Raw genomic sequence first — 17,211 nt, 5'->3', positions numbered from 1 at the left:
TTAATTTTATCAAAATGCATAAATCAACTATATATTCTCTTTGTGTTTTTCTAGTCTGTTTATTGGCTTGTAATAAAGCGCAAAATCCATTTGAAATTTCAAAACAACATGTTGGTCTGCTTACAGATTCAACTCAAGTAAAAGATTTAGAACTTGTATTTCCTAATGATTCGATTGTAAAGCGTATTGGTGGCGATGAGTTTATAGGAAACAAAAATAATATTGAAATTATAGATAAAACAGGTAAACAATTACTTATTCTAGAACCTGCTGAGGCTTTAGATTCTACCTCAGTATTCCAAACAGTTCAAATTATTGATGAGCGTTATAAAACTGATAAAAACATTAATATATTAAGTACATTTAAAGACATTGCTGACAATTATAACATTACAAGAATTGATAATTTAATTAACTCAATTGTAGTAACAGTAAAAAGTATTAATACTAGTTTTACAATTGACAAAAAAGAATTACCATCAAATTTACGATTAGATATGGATCTTCAAATTGAAGCTACCCATATTCCTGATAACGCAAAAATTAAATACTTTTTCATAAACTGGCACTAATATTTGAATCCATTTATATCAAAAATATTAATAGATGTAGCTCGTAAAAGACTACAAAAAAAACAAGCTAACACTCCCGTAAGCAAAAAGGACGTTTTGCCATTAGCCAGACGTTTGTATGTTGAATTATCGCATGCTATTGGAGAGTACATCTTTATAATTATTGGTGTGTTTTCAGCTGGCTTTGGTCTTAAGGGATTTCTGCTTCCAAATAGTTTTATAGATGGCGGTGCCACTGGTATTTCACTTTTGTTAGAAAATATTACATCTCTAAAATTAGGCGTACTCCTTATTATAGTTAATATTCCATTTATCATTTTAGCCTCAAAAACGGTAAGTTTAAAATTTGCACTACGAAGTATTGGAGCTATAGCTTTTTTAGCCATTGTAGTGCACTATGTAAATTATCCAAAAATAACAGAAGACAAGCTACTCATTGCTATTTTTGGAGGCTTTTTTCTTGGCTTAGGAATAGGAATGTCCATGAGAGGTCGTAGCGTTATTGATGGCACAGAAGTATTGGCTATTTATTTAAGTAGAAAATTATCTGTTACTGTTGGCGATGTTTTACTTATCATTAATATCATCATCTTTTCGTTTGGTGCATATATTTTGTCTATTGAAACTGCTCTTTATGCCATTTTAACTTATTTGGCCGCTGCTAAAACCGTAGATTTTGTAGTAGATGGCGTAGAAGAATATGTTGGGCTTACCATTATCTCCGGTAAACACGAAGACATTAAAAGAATGTTAACCAAAAAACTAGGACGCGCCTGTACGGTTTACAAAGGAAAAGGGGGCTACGGAAAAGAGGGAGAGAGTGATGAAAAAGATATTATTTATACAGTGATTACACGTTTAGAATTGCCTAGAATAAAAACCGAAATTGATAAAATTGACAGAAAAGCTTTTTTAATTATGGGTATTGTAAAAGATATAAAAGGTGGTATGATTAAGCGAAAACCCTTTAAAGATTAAAATGAAGAAGTACACCATTCAAAACAACCCTTTTGTGGTTCCAACTAACGACGGGAAAGTAATTAAAGAACATTTTGGCATACCAACCACTGGAGATTCTAAAATTAGCATTGCCCACATGATAGCTCCTCCAGGTTGGAGTGAACCGTTTCAAACACCAGAATTTGATGAGTATACTTTCATCATCAAAGGCAAAAAACAGTTTATTATTGATGGAGATACTGTTACATTAGAAGCAGGGCAATCTATTAAGATTGAAAAACACACTCGGGTTCAATATTCTAATCCGTTTACCGAGCCTTGTGAATACATTGCTATTTGTACACCTGCTTTTTCAATGGAGAAAGTGCATAGAGAAGACTAACTAATGGAGAAATTTATTGTTAAGCTCATTGGCACTTATTTAAATATTTTGAGCTATGTAACTGGCGATTATGCGGCAAATAAGGCTCTGCATTTATTTTCTACACCTAGAAAAGGCAAATTAAGACCTACAGATATCGCTTTTTTAGACACCGCTGAACAAGAATTCTTAACATACGAAAACCTTAAAATTGCCACTTACCATTGGAAAGGTAATAAAGCCACCATTCTTTTGGTTCATGGTTGGGAAAGCAATTCTGCAAGATGGAAAAACAAAATAAATCATTTTATAAAAGAAGACTTTAATATCATTGCTTTAGATGCCCCAGCTCATGGTGCTTCTGGAAGTAAACTATTTAATGCGCTTCTATATGCAGAATTTATTAACGTGGTAGCTAAGACACACACTCCAGAAATCATTATTGGGCATTCAGTTGGTGGTATGGCATCCGTATTTTTTCAACAGAAATACCAATTGGCTACTCTAAACAAAATGGTATTACTTGGTGCGCCTTCAGAATTCTCAAGTATACTTAAAAATTACATCAAACTTTTAGGCTACAATAAACGGATTGAAAAACAACTTCATCGTGTCATCCTAAAGAAATTTGGTGCAAAACCTAGTGATTTTTCAACCTCTAAATTCTCTAAAGACATTGAGGCTAAAGGCCTTATTATTCATGATATAAAAGACATGATAATTCCTTATACTGACGCTAAACGCATCAACAAGACTTTTAAAAACAGTAAACTAATTACCACTGAAGGGTTGGGACATTCTTTAAACAGTACATCTGTAACCAAAAATATTTTAGACTTCTTAGAAGAATAAGATGCTTATTTTTGCACTATGGAAATACCTTTAAAACGTATTAATAAATTTTTGAGTGAAGCTGGGTATTGCTCACGTAGGGCCGCAGATAAACTTATTGATGATGGTCGTGTTACCATTAACGGTTCTATACCCGAAATGGGTACAAAAGTAGGCCCCAATGATGTAGTTGCTGTAGATGGCGAAATTGTAGGCGCTAAAAAAGAAGCGTTTGTTTACTTAGCTTTTTATAAACCTGTTGGTATTGTATGTACTACAGACACACGTGTTGAAAAAGACAATATTATAGATTTTATTGGTTATCACAAACGCATTTTTCCAATTGGGAGACTAGATAAACCCAGTGAGGGTTTAATTCTTCTCACTGACGATGGAGATATAGTAAATAAAATTCTTAGAGCAAGTAACAACCATGAAAAAGAATATGTGGTTACTGTTGATAGACCCATTTCGCAAACGTTTATTGAACGTATGTCTAGAGGTGTTTTCTTAGAAGAGTTAAAACAAACCACCAAACCTTGTAAAGTTAAAAAGATAAATTCTAATACCTTTAAAATAATACTCACACAAGGGTTAAACAGACAAATACGTAGAATGTGTTCGCATTTAAATTATGAGGTACAAACACTTAAACGTGTTAGGATAATGAATATTAACTTAGATGTACCAATAGGTAAATACAGAGAACTTACTAACAAAGAGTTTGCAGAGTTAGACAACCTAATAAAAGACTCCTCAAAGACATACAAACCCGTTAAAAGAAACCTAAAAACTTAACTATTAAAGTTTATAGCGCATTTACCTCTCAGCAATAATATAATTTTGACTGATTCGGATCTCAAAAAACACTTTTTTTAATAAGAGTAGTTGCTGATATTAACCGTGTCGCTCTCTGGCTAACAACGTATTTTTAAGCAACATAGCAATCGTCATAGGCCCTACACCTCCTGGAACTGGTGTTATGTAACTTGCTTTCTTACTTACACTTTCAAAGTGTACATCTCCAGCAAGTCGGTACCCATTCTTCTTAGTTTGGTCTGGTACACGAGTAATGCCAACATCAATTATTACAGCATCTTCTTTTACCATATCGCCTGTTAAAAACTCAGATATTCCTATTGCAGCAACTACGATATCAGCTGCTTTAGTTATTTCTTTTAAATTTTTAGAACGACTATGTACTACAGTAACTGTGGCATCTCCTGCTGGACGTTTTTGGCTCATTAAAATACTCATTGGTCGTCCAACTATATGACTTCTACCCATTACCACAACATTCTTTCCAGAGGTTTCAATTTGGTAACGTTCTAGTAACTCCATAATACCATAGGGTGTAGCTGGTAAAAATGTTGGTAAGTCTAGTGCCATACGCCCAACATTGGTTGGATGAAAGCCATCTACATCTTTATCAGGGTCTATGGCCATCAACACTTTTTGCTCATCAATCTGATCTGGTAACGGTAATTGTACAATAAAACCATCAATGTCGCTATCAGTATTTAATTGATGTATCTTTTCCAATAACTCTTCTTCTGAAGTATACTCTGGCATTTCGATGAGTGTAGACTTAAAACCAATACGTTCACAAGCTTTTACCTTAGCACCAACATACGTCATACTTGCACCATCAGAGCCCACTAAAACAGCAGCTAAATGCGGTACTTTTTCGCCTTTAGCAACCATGGATTGTACATGTTCGGCTATTTCGTTTTTTATATCGTTACTTATCTTTTTACCGTCTAGTAGTGTCATTTTCAGGTTTTAGTTTTTTGGATAATAGGTATTGGATATAGTTTTTACTAAAGGCTAAGAGCCAAGAGCAAAAACCTAAGTTATCTCATATTCTGCATCATCTGCATCATCTTTTTGCCTCCGCCACCTTGCATCATTTTCATCATCTTGCTCATTTGGTTGAACTGCTTTAACAGTTGATTTACTTCTTGAACCGAAGTACCAGAACCTTTAGCAACACGTTTTTTTCTACTTGCATTTAATACTGATGGGTTAGAGCGTTCTTTTGGTGTCATAGAATGAATTATCGCTTCAATACCTTTAAAGGCATCATCATCAATATCTACATCTTTCATCATTTTTCCTGCTCCGGGAATCATACCAACAAGGTCTTTCATGTTTCCCATTTTCTTAATTTGCTGTATTTGCTTTAAAAAATCGTCAAATCCAAATTGGTTTTTAGCAATTTTCTTTTGAAGTTTTCTAGCCTCTTCCTCATCAAACTGTTCTTGGGCACGTTCTACAAGAGACACTACATCTCCCATTCCCAAAATACGATCTGCCATACGAGACGGATAGAATACATCAATAGCTTCCATTTTCTCGCCTGTACCAATAAATTTTATAGGTTTGTTTACAACCGATTTAATAGAAATAGCTGCACCACCACGTGTATCTCCATCTAATTTAGTTAAGATAACCCCATCAAAATTCAATATATCATTAAAGGCTTTAGCTGTATTTACAGCATCTTGCCCAGTCATAGAATCCACTACAAATAGTGTTTCTTGTGGCTTGATGGCTTTGTGGATGTTTGATATCTCATCCATCATCGCCTCATCTACTGCTAAACGCCCTGCGGTATCTATAATTACCACATTAAACCCATTTGCTTTTGCATGTGCAATACCAGCTTGAGCTATGGCTACAGGATTAGTATTACCTCTATCACTAAATACCTCAACATTAATTTGCTCTCCAACTACATGCAACTGATCTATCGCTGCAGGACGATATACATCACAGGCTACCAATAAAGGCTTTTTTGTCTTTTTATTTTTAAGATAATTAGCAAGCTTTCCTGAAAATGTGGTTTTACCAGAACCTTGTAGACCAGACATTAAAATGACGCTTGGTGTGCCCGACAAATTAATCCCTTCTGCATCACCTCCCATTAACTCAGTTAGCTCATCTTTTACAATTTTTACCATAAGTTGCCCTGGTTGTAACGTAGTTAATACGTTTTGTCCCAATGCTTTTTCCTTAACGGTATTAGTAAACTGTTTGGCTATTTTAAAGTTAACATCGGCATCTAAAAGCGCACGTCTTACTTCTTTTAAGGTTTCGGCTACGTTTACCTCGGTAATGCTGCCGTGTCCTTTAAGAACGTGTAGGGCTTTATCTAGTTTATCGCTTAAATTATTGAACATAATTTTTTAGTATTCAGTAGGCAGTTGCAGTATGCAGCACGCCTTTTATATTACATTTTTTGAATTGCAAAAATAGCGAAATATTTGGTTTTTTACAGGGTAGATTTGGGGTTTTACAACCTAATTTAAACTGATGTTTTACAGAGAACACTATTTGATTTTGTAAAAATTTTCTACTAACTTCGTTTAACGGTGGATATAAGCCACCTGTGCTGAACTGGTTTCAGTATCACAACGGCGCATATCCGTGGTACTGTTGGCAACAAGCTAGAGCAACAAACATCTGAAATAATTAATGACCATTCTTTTTATTTCTAACCAGCAAAATTTTACAAAAGAAGAAGCACTAAGAATATTTCAGCCTTATACTGAGGAACGAGATTTTCATCATTTTAAATCTTTAACAAAAGCGAAAGATTTTCTAACCAAAAATTTAGTTGAAAAAGATAAGCATCTTGATTTCATAATATCGGATTGGAAATTTCAAAATAGCAACTCTAAAACCATTCTGAACTGGATTAGAGATTCATTAGAAAATTATTCATCTCAAAATTTTCAATTAAAATCTATACCATTTTTGTTAATAGAAGATAGAGAAAACCAATCTGCTACAATTTCAGACGGATTCGATGCTGTAATTGAAAATTTCCCTAATAACTACATTAACTTAAAACATAATATTACGAGTTCAGTAAAAAAATGGAGAACATCATTTGCTGACGATTTAGAACTAATTGGGCTTGACCCAAAAACTCACAAAAGTTATTCAATTCATCGTAAATCATTTATATCATACTACAAATTAAAAGTTTTATCAAGACAGTTTGTAGATAAAAAATCGAACTCGCTGAATTATATCTGGACTGATTTCAATTATAAAAACCTTTTAGATTCAAATGAACTCTTCGAAAAGAAAATGAAAGAAACTTTAAAAAGACCAACAAAATACCTTGAAAAAGAGTTTCACGATTTTTTACGAGATAACCCAACTTTTGTCAAAGGAGAAAACTTCAACAAACTACTTTACGAAAAACATCTTTATATAAATAATACAAGAAGATATAACGAACCTGATTTTATCAATAAACCCTTTGATTATGCGATTAGATTTCCCGAAATTTTTGAGGTTAAACGACAATCTCAAAGGCTGTTATGGAAAAACAGAGACCAACTTTTATCCAAAGCAAAAAAAGGATTTGAACAAGTAATTCGTTATAAAAATTATATGGAATCCAAAAATGAGGCGAACGAATATTATATAAGGAAGTATTTAGGTAAAATATACAATCAATATGAATACACGCTTTTGATGGGTTCTTCTGAAGAAAAAAGATATAATGAAAATCTGATTGAAGAACTAAAAAGCGATTTTAATTTTACAGAAGTGAGTTTGGTAACATATGAGGATTTGTTAAATAAGCATATTCGACTTTGTAATAGGTTAAATGATTTTAATATATTCTAACATTTGAAAGGAAAAGCCAGTTGCCAACCACGTGTATATTCAATTGCTAGTTTCTTGCCTACTTTGGAAAATCCTCGCGGATTTTCCATTCAGTAATTATTTGCTATTTTAGTGCTTAAACCACGCAACTGAAACATACACAAAACCGTTAAACGAACCTCCCAAAACACAATTATACTTTAGGTTAAAACTAAAGTTAGCAAATTAGCTATTATGAGGTATAGTAACTACATCCTTAAGCTTTGATTATTAATAATACTTAGCTTTAAAGTTGATTAGCATTTTTATGTGGATTCCTGCCTTACTGAAACAAGTTCAGCACATGTCGCAGGAATGACAGAATCTAAAAGACTTGTCGTTAGGTATATCAGATAGTCCGCCCTTTTAAGTAACTTGCCTACAACATGTAGTAGTTCGACAAAAAAACTTAATTACACTAAATGATCCCGCTCCTCAGCGGGATTAGTTCAACCAACAAACTTGAGTGCGCTCTACAAGCCGCTCAAGTTTGGGTTTCACTAAAAAAAGGCTGCCAAATTAAATTTAGCAGCCTTTACAAAGGAATCTTAGTTAACTAACCTACAATTGAATACTTAAGAAGTTCCTTTATCAACCAAAAGCAATATGTATTCTCTTTTTCAAATTACTGTATGTTTTCTAGAACTAATATGCGCTCTATTTCTCCATTAGAATTATAATCTTTTAACTCAATTCTATTTGGTGTGATTTCTTTAATTTTCCATCTGTGTCTTAATTCGAAAAATGGTGCATCATCGGTTCCGAAGTTTAAACCTAAGTTTAAGCCTTCGTATCTGTAACCTCTCCAAGACCCAACATAATTATTACCTTGACCTTCTGCAAATAATCTTCCGTTTTCGTTGAAGCCTATTACATAACCTTCAAAGTTTTGAGTTAAATCTGCATCAAGAACCATATAAGATGCTACTTCCCAAACGCCACTTATCAATACCTCTGTAATGTAATTTACATCTTCATCGTTATCAGGACAGTCTCTCTTTAAAATCATTTGGTTATTTTCATTATTTAGCTTGATTAAATCTTCTCCTAAGAATGTAATTAACCATTGTAATTTTAAGTTTGGCCTTCCTTCTAAATTTATTTCTAAACCAATTCCAGCATTTCTTACTAACACTTCGTATGTACCTTCTACTAATTCTCCATTAATTCTAATTTTCACAATGTTATCTCCAAAGAATTTAAGTGGTGTACCGATATATTTCTTTTCATCATCAGCACCTACAACTTGTAATCTTGCTACTCTCCATAAACATTCTTTTAAGAAGTTTTCTACACGTTCTTTTGTAATATCAACTACTACTTCACAGTTTCTTTTAAGAATAATTCTGTTTCCTCCTGCTTCGAATACTTTAATCTTTCCATCTTCAAAATCGTATAACAACCATTCTAAAGTAAAATCAGCTAAATTCTCAAACGCCATCTTTAAAAGTACACCGCGTCTTGTACGTCTTAATCCCCATTCTCCAGTTAACACATCGCCATTTCTAGAACGCATTGTTACTACTCCATCATCTTTAAAATTAATAGCATATTGTGCATACTCATCATTATCTTGGTTATCTCTTTTAAATTCGTAAACTATCCAAGGGCATCTTTTTAAATAATTTTCTAAACGCTCTTTTGAAAAATCTTCTTCTTCCTCGCAACTATCTTTTGCTACCGCGATAATACGTCTTAATTGCTCGTTATTTTCAGCTGTTAACACAGTGCCGTCTTTTAACACCATATTTACTGGAAAGTTAAGACTAGCAAATACTTCTGAATTTTTAACACGTTTCATAAAACGGTGCAATTGTCTGTTATTTTCAATAGTTACAACTTCAATCGTTTGAAAATCTCTATCGAATATTGAAAATGCAATTGGGAATTGAAAATCTACACATCGTATTTCTTTTTCTTCTTCTTCGTCATCATCTTTACATTCCGCAATAAACTCTGATAATGCTTCTGCATTTTCTATTGTAATTTCTTCATGATCTGAAGTGATGATGGTAATTGGAAATATAATATCTAAACGGTCTATGTCATCTGCAACTTCGTCATATAAACGCTTTATTTTTATATAGTCTGCTTCAGAATCAATTCTAATCTCTACCCCACGAACTTTTACAACAACTGGCAGTTTTACAGAGATACAACTTGTACCATCAATAATATTGTCTTTAGAACCGTCGTTTTTAGACGTAGCACTAATAAAGCTTGTAAGCTCTGAAGTTGCAGTAAGTGCTTCAGTCTCGTCTGGAGAAGAAATCTCAACTGTCTCCTCCTGACAAGAAGTGAATAGTAAAAGGGCAAAAAATGGTAATAATACTAGAAATTTAAACTTGGTTTTCATGGTATATGTTTTTGGGTTAAACTTGTAAAATCTTTTTTTCTTTTTTTGTTTCTTAAAGAATAGTTGTACTAAACGTTAAGATGTGCTCAAGCATTTTATTATAAAACATGCTATCTTTAAAAACTCCTACCCTTGTATCTAAAAAAAATTCAAAAAATAAATTCTAAATTCCAAAACCTAAAACCAAAAAACCTTTATTTTAGTGGCGTTAACCAACAAACCAATGGCCAAACAATTACATGAAAATATTTGTGAGGAACATATATTTTCTTCAATATTTAACAAGCATTCTAAAAATTTACACGACTTTTTATATTATAAGTTTGGTGAATTACTAAACCCAAAGGATAAAGTACAAGAGGCTTTTGTAAAGTTGTGGCAAAACTGCGCCAAGGTATCGCCCGATAAAGCAAAGGGTTTTGTGTTTACTACTGCAAATAATTTAATGCTAAATGAGGTAGCGCATCAGAAAGTTGTATTAAAACATCAGCAAACTTCAAAACCGAAGATGAGCACCAATGAAAGTCCTGAGTTTTTAATGCAGGAATCTGAATATAATGATAAACTGCAACGTGCTTTGGCAAATTTAACCGAACCACAACGTGTTGCTTTTATGATGAATCGTGTTGAAGGAAAACGTTTTAAGGAAATCGCTGAACTATTAGATATTTCTACCAAAGCGGTTGAAAAACGTATTTATGGAGCATTAACTAAACTACGGAAGGAGATTAAAGAACTTTGATTAGTAAACAGCATTCAATTACAATTAGCAGATATCGAACACTGAACACTGAACACTGAACACTGAACACTGAAATTTAAGTTTTTGAAAAAAAAATAAATGATAGGGTAGGAAAAAAATAAATTCACTTGTTATATAATTGAATAACGACATGATGAACAGAGAAGCACTCATATTAAAATGGTTAAATAACGATCTAAACGATCAGGAACTTGAGGTATTTAAAAAACTCGAAGACTATGATGAATTAGTGAAGTTACATACCAATCTGCAACACTTTAAGGCAGATACGTACGATACTTCTGCTGAGTTAGAAACCGTTTTATCTACCATTAAAGGCGATAGCAAACCAAAAACGCATTGGTTAAAACCTCTTATGCGAGTTGCTGCTGTTATAGCTATTTGTTTTAGTGTGTATTACTACACTACTACACTAGATACTACTATTTTAACTGAAATTGCTGAAGTTAAAACAGAAGTTTTACCAGATGCATCTACCGTTTCCCTCAACGCAAAGTCGTTGTTAGCTTATAATAAAAATGATTGGAAAACACAACGTGATGTAGAATTGCAAGGCGAAGCTTTTTTTAAGGTAGCCAAAGGCTCTACATTTAACGTAAACACAACATCAGGAACCGTTACGGTTTATGGTACTCAATTTAATGTAAAACAACGGGACAATTATTTTGAGGTTATTTGCTACGAAGGATTAGTTGGGGTAACACACAATTCTCAAGAAACAAAATTAAAACCTGGAGACAGTTTTTTGGTTATCGATGGGAAAATTATTGCTAAAGAAAAAGAGTATCGCTCCACACCTTCGTGGTTAAATAACGAAAGTGAGTTTAAAAGTATTCCGTTTAAACAAGTTGTTGCCGAATTTGAAAGACAATATGGAGTTAACATTACTTTAGTTGGTGTAGATTCTACGCAACTCTTTACGGGATCATTTACTCATAAAAATATTGATGTAGCATTAAAATCTATTGCATTACCTTTACAAGTAACGTATAGTAAACAAAACAATACGATTATTTTAAAGCGTGAATAGAAAAGGACGCCTTCTTCTTCTAAGTATCTTATTTTTTTTGATTGGCTTACAAGGTTTCTCACAGACCAATCAAAAAACGCAACCGCTTATTGCTATTTTAAAAATACTTTCTGAGCGCTATGATATTAGCTTTTCTTATGTTGATGAAACAATTGCTGATGTTGAAGCTATTTTACCAGAAACAGACTTAGAACTAGCGGATGTACTTTTTGAACTTGAACTGGATACCAATTTAAAGTTTAATATTATAAGTGAACGCTTTGTATCCATTGTAAAGCCCTCTAAAAACGATAAAACTATTATTAGAGAACAACTTGAAGAAGTGGTTGTAAATAACTATTTAACTTCTGGTATTACTAAACTTAATGACGGTTCTCTTACTGTAAAACCTGAAAAATTTGGAATTCTCCCTGGGCTTATTGAACCTGATGTATTACAAACTATTCAAGCATTACCAGGTGTGTTTAGTGTTGAAGAATCTGTGTCCAATATCAATATTCGTGGAGGCACTCATGATCAAAATTTAATGCTTTGGGATGGCATTAAAATGTACCAATCTGGACATTTTTTTGGATTGATTTCAGCTTTTAATCCTTATACGACAAAAAAGGTAAACGTATCTAAAAATGGTACTAGAGCTAGATTTGGAGATGGTATTTCTGGCGTTATCGATATGCAGTTATCTGATGATATTGACGGAGAGTTTACAGCAGGAATTGGTTCAAACCTAATTAATGCTCATGGTTATGCTAAAATACCCTTAACTCAAAATACAGAGCTGCAAATTTCAACTAGACGCTCTATTACCGATTTAATTGTAACCCCCACCTACGATCAATATTTTAAACGTGTGTTTCAAGATTCTGATTTATCAAATAATGCGCAAAGTGATGCAATTATTTCCCAAAACGAGGATTTTTCGTTTTATGACATCACAGCTAAATTTCTATACAATATCACAAAAAAGGACAAACTTCGACTTCATTTCATGAACATCAACAATTCTTTAAACTATGAAGAGCGTTCTACCATAAACAATAGAGCTGAAGCTCTTAATAGTAGCCTATCACAAAAAAACTCTGCTTATGGCATAACTTATACAAGAAATTGGAGTAATGTACTTTCTACCAGAGCACAATTTTATGTAACTAATTACGATTTAGACGCTACTAACTTTGATATCATTAACGAGCAACGCTTAATCCAAGAAAACGAAGTAATTGATGGGTCGGCAAGATTGGATATAGATTATAAACCAAACCACAACTTCAAATTTAATTTGGGATACCAAGCTTCTGAAATAGGCATTAGTAATTTAGAGGATGTTAATAATCCTAATTTTAGGAGTTTTATTCGTGATATTGTTAGAAGTAATTCAATTTATGCAGAAAGTGCATTCCTTTCTACCAATGCAAAAACTAGATTAAATATTGGTGTTAGAGCAACCCATTTAGATATTTCTGATGATATACTGGTAGAACCTAGACTTAATTTTAGTCAGCGGTTTTTAAATAATTTTAGATTTGAACTTTTAGGAGAGTTTAAGAGTCAAACCACTACACAAATCATCGATTTACAAAATGATTTTCTTGGTATTGAAAAGCGAAGATGGATAGCTTCAAACGATAAAACTGAAGTAGAAATAAATAATGGAAAATCGCTTTATCCCGTGCCTATTGTAAAAAGTAAACAAGCTTCAGCAGGCATTCATTTTAATAAAAATAGTTTTTTGATCAGTGCCGAAGCTTTCATCAAAAAAGTAGATGGCATTACCACACGAAGCCAAGGGTTCCAGAACCAATATCAATTTGAATACGAAATTGGAAGTTATGAAATTAAGGGTGTTGATATACTTATTAATAAACAGTTTCAAAATGTAGTAAGTACTTGGTTAGGCTATTCTTATAGTATAAATAATTATATTTTCCCAGAGCTTAATAACGGACAACCATTCCCGAATAATGCAGATGTGAGACATTCTTTAACGTTTGCGAGCACTTATACCTATAAGGGATTTAAACTTGCTGCAGGTTTTAACTGGTTTTCTGGCAGACCAACAACGCTGCCTACTTTTAATCAAAATGAAGGAGACACACGTATAAATTACTCCATACCTCCCAATGCTTCTAATTTGGAAGATTATATGCGTGCCGATATCTCTGCTACTTATAACTTTAATATTTCAAATGCCTCAAAAGCTGTAATCGGCGCCTCACTTTGGAATATTTTAAATAAGAAAAACATCCTGAATAGATACTATATTTTGAATACTGATAATGATATAACTCCTATTGAAAACATCTCTCTGGGCATAACACCAAATGTAAGTTTTAGAGTGATTTTTTAATATAAAACCGATTACTCCATGAAATATATGATAGGGCTTTTATTTGTTATAACTCTTGGATGTAAATCAAAACACAAAGAAGGTAATAGCATTATAGCCAACTACAATCACCCTAATTTAAGCTATGAAGGCAGAATAGATTCGCTTTCTTCAGAATCAACAAAATTATATTGGCCTGGAAGCTCTGTTACCATAAACTTTGAAGGCTCTTCGATTGCTGCTTTACTTAAGGACGATACTGGTAATAGTTATTATAATGTTATTTTAGATAGGGATAGTATTTATATTCTACGACCAGACAAAATAAAAACCTATTACACATTAGCTAAAAATTTAAAAGAGGGTAAACATAGCATTGAGATTTTTAAACGTACAGAACCGCATTACGGCACTACATCGTTTTTCAATTTTAAAATAAAAGGAAAACACGCTAAAATTTTACCAAAGTCGCCTCCTAAAAAAAGAAAAATAGAGTTTTACGGAAATTCTATTACTGTGGGTTATGCTGTGGAAGATTTAACAGGTAAAGATTCTCCCGACAGCACTTATACAAATAATTATTTGAGTTATGCTGCTATTACCGCACGCCATTTTAATGCTGAATATCATGCCATTTGTAAAAGTGGCATTGGAATTATGGTAAGCTGGCACAATATAATCATGCCTGAAATGTATGATAGATTAGATCCATTTAATCCAAACAGTAAATGGGATTTTTCTTTGTATCAACCTGATGTAGTAGTAATCAATTTATTTCAAAACGATTCTTGGCTAGTAGAAATGCCTGAAAATGAAAATTTTAAAATAAGATTTAATGATAAACGTCCCAATGCATCAGAAATAATAGAAGCTTATAGGGTTTTCGTTAACAAAATAAGAGGCCATTACCCTGAATCCCATATCATTTGTATGCTTGGAAATATGGACGTAACAAGAGAAGCATCATTATGGCCAGAGTACATTACATCTGCGGTAAAAAAATTGAATGACTCTAAAATCCACACCTATTTTGCACCCTATAAAAAAACTGGCAGACACCCTTCTGTAAACGAACAGAAAGTACTTGCCAATGGTTTAATTTCATTTATTGAAACTCATATTAATTGGTAAATACAAATATTAAGTACAAGCTAAAATAAGAAGAAGCCACTATGGTAGTGGCTTCTTTGTTTTAACTATTTCCATCACTAAGATAGTGATGTTAACGTTTATCAATTATTTCTCAATAATTATCTTCTTGGTTACTGTTCTAAATTCTGATACAAAATTCACAACATACATTCCTTTTGCAAATCGGTTTGTATTTATAGTAAATTTACCAGATTTTAATGCTTCTGCAGAACCACTCATAATCATTCTTCCCCTTACATCCATGATGCTATAGCTCATTTCCTCGTTATCAAATAATCTAATCTCAACATTCAAATTATTTACAACTGGATTGGGATAGAATCTTACTTCATCATTTTGATCTACAAATGATGCCTCAAACTCTTCATAACTATTGTAAGTATCTATGTAAGCAGCTAAATCATTATCATTAGGACCTTTTCCATTTCTATTGTTCCAATGGCTTGCTCTGTATTTATTAAAGAAATAACAGAACCATTTAGAACCAATTACCAAATTAATTGCTCCTCTAACATCTAATGATGCACAAATATTATTTTCAGTTACTAAGTTTACTACATCAAAACCTGTTGTTTTCCCTAATTGAACAATACTTAAATCTAAAGTATTAGGATTGTACACTAGGCTATGAATTCTATAAAACCCTTGATGGTCAACAGTAAACTCTGGTAATTCTGATACTTGTAAAATTGTTAAAGAGAAGGCCTCTGTTAACACATATAACTGTGCGTATCCTTCTGGAACATTTGGTTGTTGATAGAACTTAGCGGCAATTGTTGCTCCATTTCTATCTAAACATTGAATTGGCTTTGGAGAGTACATTTTACCCGAAGATGCTTCACAAATTTCTTCCTCATTTTCTACCATCACAGGAGCACCCGTTACATCTAGCGATGCACATAAGCTTCCTCCTCCTTGAATTAAAAGTCCATTTACATCAAAACCTGTCGTTTCATTTGGCACTACTCCACCTAAATCTAAATCTGTTGGATATACCAATGTATGAATTGTATAATTTCCTGCTTCATTTACTGTGAACTCAGGAGCACCTCCTACTTGGCGTATTAATAATTCATTACCTTGAGTAAGAAAATACAACACGCTATATCCTGCTGGAACATTAGCATCTCCATTAGGTGTAGCTGATAATATTGCAGAACCTCCTGATAAAGTTACAGCGTTAGAGGCTGCAGTTAATGTTCCTGCATCTGGATTTATTATACTTACTGATGCACCTGCTACGTCTAGAGAAGCACATAACTCTCCTCCTCCTTGGATTAAAAGTCCATTCACATCAAAACCTGTTGTTACATTTGGCACAACTCCACTTAAATCTAAATCTGTTGGATATACAAACGTGTGAATTGTGTAATTACCACCACCGGAAATAGTGAATTCAGGTGTATCAGCTATTTGACGAATAATCAACTCATTTCCTTCGGTCAGTACATATAATACAGAATAGTCTTGCGGTACATTAGCATCTCCATTTGGTTGAGCAGATATTACCACCTCTCCTGTTGAACATACTTCTGTAGCATTAGCTGCCAAAGTTCCTGCATTTGCAGTACATTCTTCTGGTGCTATTACTGTAATCATTGCTCCTGAAACATCTAACGATGCACATAAACTATTATACATAACTACCTCTAAAACATCTCCTCCTGTAGTCTCACCAAAGTTAACAATACCTAAGTTTAAGAAGTTAGCACTGTCAGGTCTGCCATCGTATACTAACGTGTGGATGGTATATTTTCCTGGTGCTGTTACTGCAAAGCTTGGTGCTGAGTCTACTGCTTCTATTACTAAATTATCGCCTGAGGTTAGTACAAAGATTTGACTGTAATAATCTGGTACTACTATGTTACCATCTGGGGTAGCATTTATGGTTACACTATCTCCTGTTAAGGTTACTGTATCGGCATCGGCGGTTAACGTTCCTGCATCGGCTGTACAGGCTTCTACCATTACTGGTGCACCTGCTGCATCTAAAGACGCACAGATACCTGCTGATCCTACTAGGTTTAATACATCTACTCCCGTAGTTACGCCAAACTCTACTACTCCTAAGTCTAAGAAGTTAGCACTGTCAGGTCTGCCATCGTATACTAACGTGTGGATGGTATATTTTCCTGGTGCTGTTACTGCAAAGCTTGGTGCTGAGTCTACTGCTTCTATTACTAAATTATCGCCTG

The 17,211-nt window shown here is 33.4% G+C and carries 14 protein-coding genes; 10 read left to right on the top strand and 4 right to left on the bottom strand.

The window, feature by feature from the left end:
- Positions 1 to 14: 14 nt before the first annotated feature.
- The 5 genes from EYD46_RS14660 to EYD46_RS14640 are packed head-to-tail and all read left to right on the top strand — an operon-like array spanning position 15 to position 3,522.
- Positions 15 to 572 carry a hypothetical protein gene (locus tag EYD46_RS14660; RefSeq protein WP_130937924.1) on the top strand — a complete coding sequence of 186 codons (558 nt, stop codon included), beginning with the start codon at positions 15 to 17 and terminating at the stop codon, positions 570 to 572.
- Positions 573 to 575: 3 nt separating this feature from the next.
- Positions 576 to 1,550, top strand: a complete 975-nt coding sequence (locus tag EYD46_RS14655) for a YitT family protein (RefSeq protein WP_130937923.1) — start codon at positions 576 to 578, stop codon at positions 1,548 to 1,550.
- 1 nt (position 1,551) lies between these two features.
- The gene (locus EYD46_RS14650; RefSeq protein ID WP_130937922.1) at positions 1,552 to 1,914 is read left to right on the top strand and encodes a cupin domain-containing protein; all 363 of its coding nucleotides are present in this window, start codon (positions 1,552 to 1,554) and stop codon (positions 1,912 to 1,914) included.
- 3 nt (positions 1,915 to 1,917) lie between these two features.
- Positions 1,918 to 2,745 carry an alpha/beta hydrolase gene (locus EYD46_RS14645; protein ID WP_130937921.1) on the top strand — a complete coding sequence of 276 codons (828 nt, stop codon included), beginning with the start codon at positions 1,918 to 1,920 and terminating at the stop codon, positions 2,743 to 2,745.
- Positions 2,746 to 2,763: 18 nt separating this feature from the next.
- Positions 2,764 to 3,522, top strand: a complete 759-nt coding sequence (locus EYD46_RS14640) for a pseudouridine synthase (protein ID WP_130937920.1) — start codon at positions 2,764 to 2,766, stop codon at positions 3,520 to 3,522.
- A 99-nt stretch (positions 3,523 to 3,621) separates the two neighbouring features.
- Here EYD46_RS14640 and folD read toward each other — a convergent pair whose 3' ends face one another.
- A complete protein-coding gene (gene folD, locus EYD46_RS14635; RefSeq protein WP_130937919.1) occupies positions 3,622 to 4,497 on the bottom strand; it encodes a bifunctional methylenetetrahydrofolate dehydrogenase/methenyltetrahydrofolate cyclohydrolase FolD in 876 nt (291 codons plus the stop codon).
- Between the two features lie 80 nt (positions 4,498 to 4,577).
- Positions 4,578 to 5,906 (bottom strand): signal recognition particle protein, encoded by a 1,329-nt coding sequence (gene ffh, locus EYD46_RS14630; RefSeq protein ID WP_130937918.1) that lies wholly within the window; start codon positions 5,904 to 5,906, stop codon positions 4,578 to 4,580.
- A 295-nt stretch (positions 5,907 to 6,201) separates the two neighbouring features.
- Between ffh and EYD46_RS14625 the strand changes: the two genes are divergently transcribed.
- Complete coding sequence (locus tag EYD46_RS14625; RefSeq protein WP_130937917.1) at positions 6,202 to 7,371, top strand: tRNA amino-acyl synthetase; 1,170 nt, start codon at positions 6,202 to 6,204, stop codon at positions 7,369 to 7,371.
- 643 nt (positions 7,372 to 8,014) lie between these two features.
- Here EYD46_RS14625 and EYD46_RS14620 read toward each other — a convergent pair.
- Entirely contained in the window at positions 8,015 to 9,745 is a 1,731-nt protein-coding gene (locus EYD46_RS14620; RefSeq protein ID WP_130937916.1) for a hypothetical protein, read from the bottom strand.
- Positions 9,746 to 9,968: 223 nt separating this feature from the next.
- Here EYD46_RS14620 and EYD46_RS14615 point away from each other — a divergent pair, with 223 nt between their 5' ends.
- The 4 genes from EYD46_RS14615 (at position 9,969) to EYD46_RS14600 (ending at position 14,995) form a co-directional block, all read left to right on the top strand.
- Entirely contained in the window at positions 9,969 to 10,487 is a 519-nt protein-coding gene (locus EYD46_RS14615) for an RNA polymerase sigma factor (protein WP_130937915.1), read from the top strand.
- Positions 10,488 to 10,638: 151 nt separating this feature from the next.
- Positions 10,639 to 11,538, top strand: coding sequence for a FecR family protein (locus EYD46_RS14610; protein ID WP_229731355.1), 900 nt, complete (start codon positions 10,639 to 10,641; stop codon positions 11,536 to 11,538).
- Positions 11,531 to 13,885, top strand: coding sequence for a TonB-dependent receptor plug domain-containing protein (locus EYD46_RS14605; RefSeq protein ID WP_241657679.1), 2,355 nt, complete (start codon positions 11,531 to 11,533; stop codon positions 13,883 to 13,885). Before EYD46_RS14610 ends, EYD46_RS14605 begins: the two co-directional genes overlap by 8 nt.
- Before the next feature lie 18 nt (positions 13,886 to 13,903).
- On the top strand, positions 13,904 to 14,995 hold the full coding sequence (locus EYD46_RS14600; RefSeq protein ID WP_130937914.1) for an SGNH/GDSL hydrolase family protein: 1,092 nt from the start codon (positions 13,904 to 13,906) through the stop codon (positions 14,993 to 14,995).
- Between the two features lie 105 nt (positions 14,996 to 15,100).
- On the opposite strand, the gene EYD46_RS14595 is transcribed toward EYD46_RS14600, so the two are convergent.
- The coding region (locus EYD46_RS14595) for a T9SS type A sorting domain-containing protein (RefSeq protein ID WP_165454391.1) at positions 15,101 to 17,211 on the bottom strand (2,111 nt) is incomplete at its 5' end.

The organism is Hyunsoonleella pacifica, assembly GCF_004310335.1.
Classification (GTDB): Bacteria; Bacteroidota; Bacteroidia; order Flavobacteriales; family Flavobacteriaceae; genus Jejuia; species Jejuia pacifica.
Note: the sequence above shows the minus strand (reverse complement) of the source record. Positions and strands in the feature narration are given on the sequence as shown.

Excerpts from the sequence above, each read along its gene's own strand:
- EYD46_RS14615 (WP_130937915.1), top strand. The coding sequence starts at position 9,969 with ATGGCCAAACAATTACATGAAAATATTTGTGAGGAACATATATTTTCT.
- EYD46_RS14650 (WP_130937922.1), top strand. The coding sequence starts at position 1,552 with ATGAAGAAGTACACCATTCAAAACAACCCTTTTGTGGTTCCAACTAAC.
- EYD46_RS14660 (WP_130937924.1), top strand. The coding sequence starts at position 15 with ATGCATAAATCAACTATATATTCTCTTTGTGTTTTTCTAGTCTGTTTA.
- folD (WP_130937919.1), bottom strand. The coding sequence starts at position 4,497 with ATGACACTACTAGACGGTAAAAAGATAAGTAACGATATAAAAAACGAA.
- EYD46_RS14620 (WP_130937916.1), bottom strand. The coding sequence starts at position 9,745 with ATGAAAACCAAGTTTAAATTTCTAGTATTATTACCATTTTTTGCCCTT.
- EYD46_RS14600 (WP_130937914.1), top strand. The coding sequence starts at position 13,904 with ATGAAATATATGATAGGGCTTTTATTTGTTATAACTCTTGGATGTAAA.
- EYD46_RS14645 (WP_130937921.1), top strand. The coding sequence starts at position 1,918 with ATGGAGAAATTTATTGTTAAGCTCATTGGCACTTATTTAAATATTTTG.
- EYD46_RS14625 (WP_130937917.1), top strand. The coding sequence starts at position 6,202 with ATGACCATTCTTTTTATTTCTAACCAGCAAAATTTTACAAAAGAAGAA.
- EYD46_RS14640 (WP_130937920.1), top strand. The coding sequence starts at position 2,764 with ATGGAAATACCTTTAAAACGTATTAATAAATTTTTGAGTGAAGCTGGG.
- ffh (WP_130937918.1), bottom strand. The coding sequence starts at position 5,906 with ATGTTCAATAATTTAAGCGATAAACTAGATAAAGCCCTACACGTTCTT.
- EYD46_RS14610 (WP_229731355.1), top strand. The coding sequence starts at position 10,639 with ATGATGAACAGAGAAGCACTCATATTAAAATGGTTAAATAACGATCTA.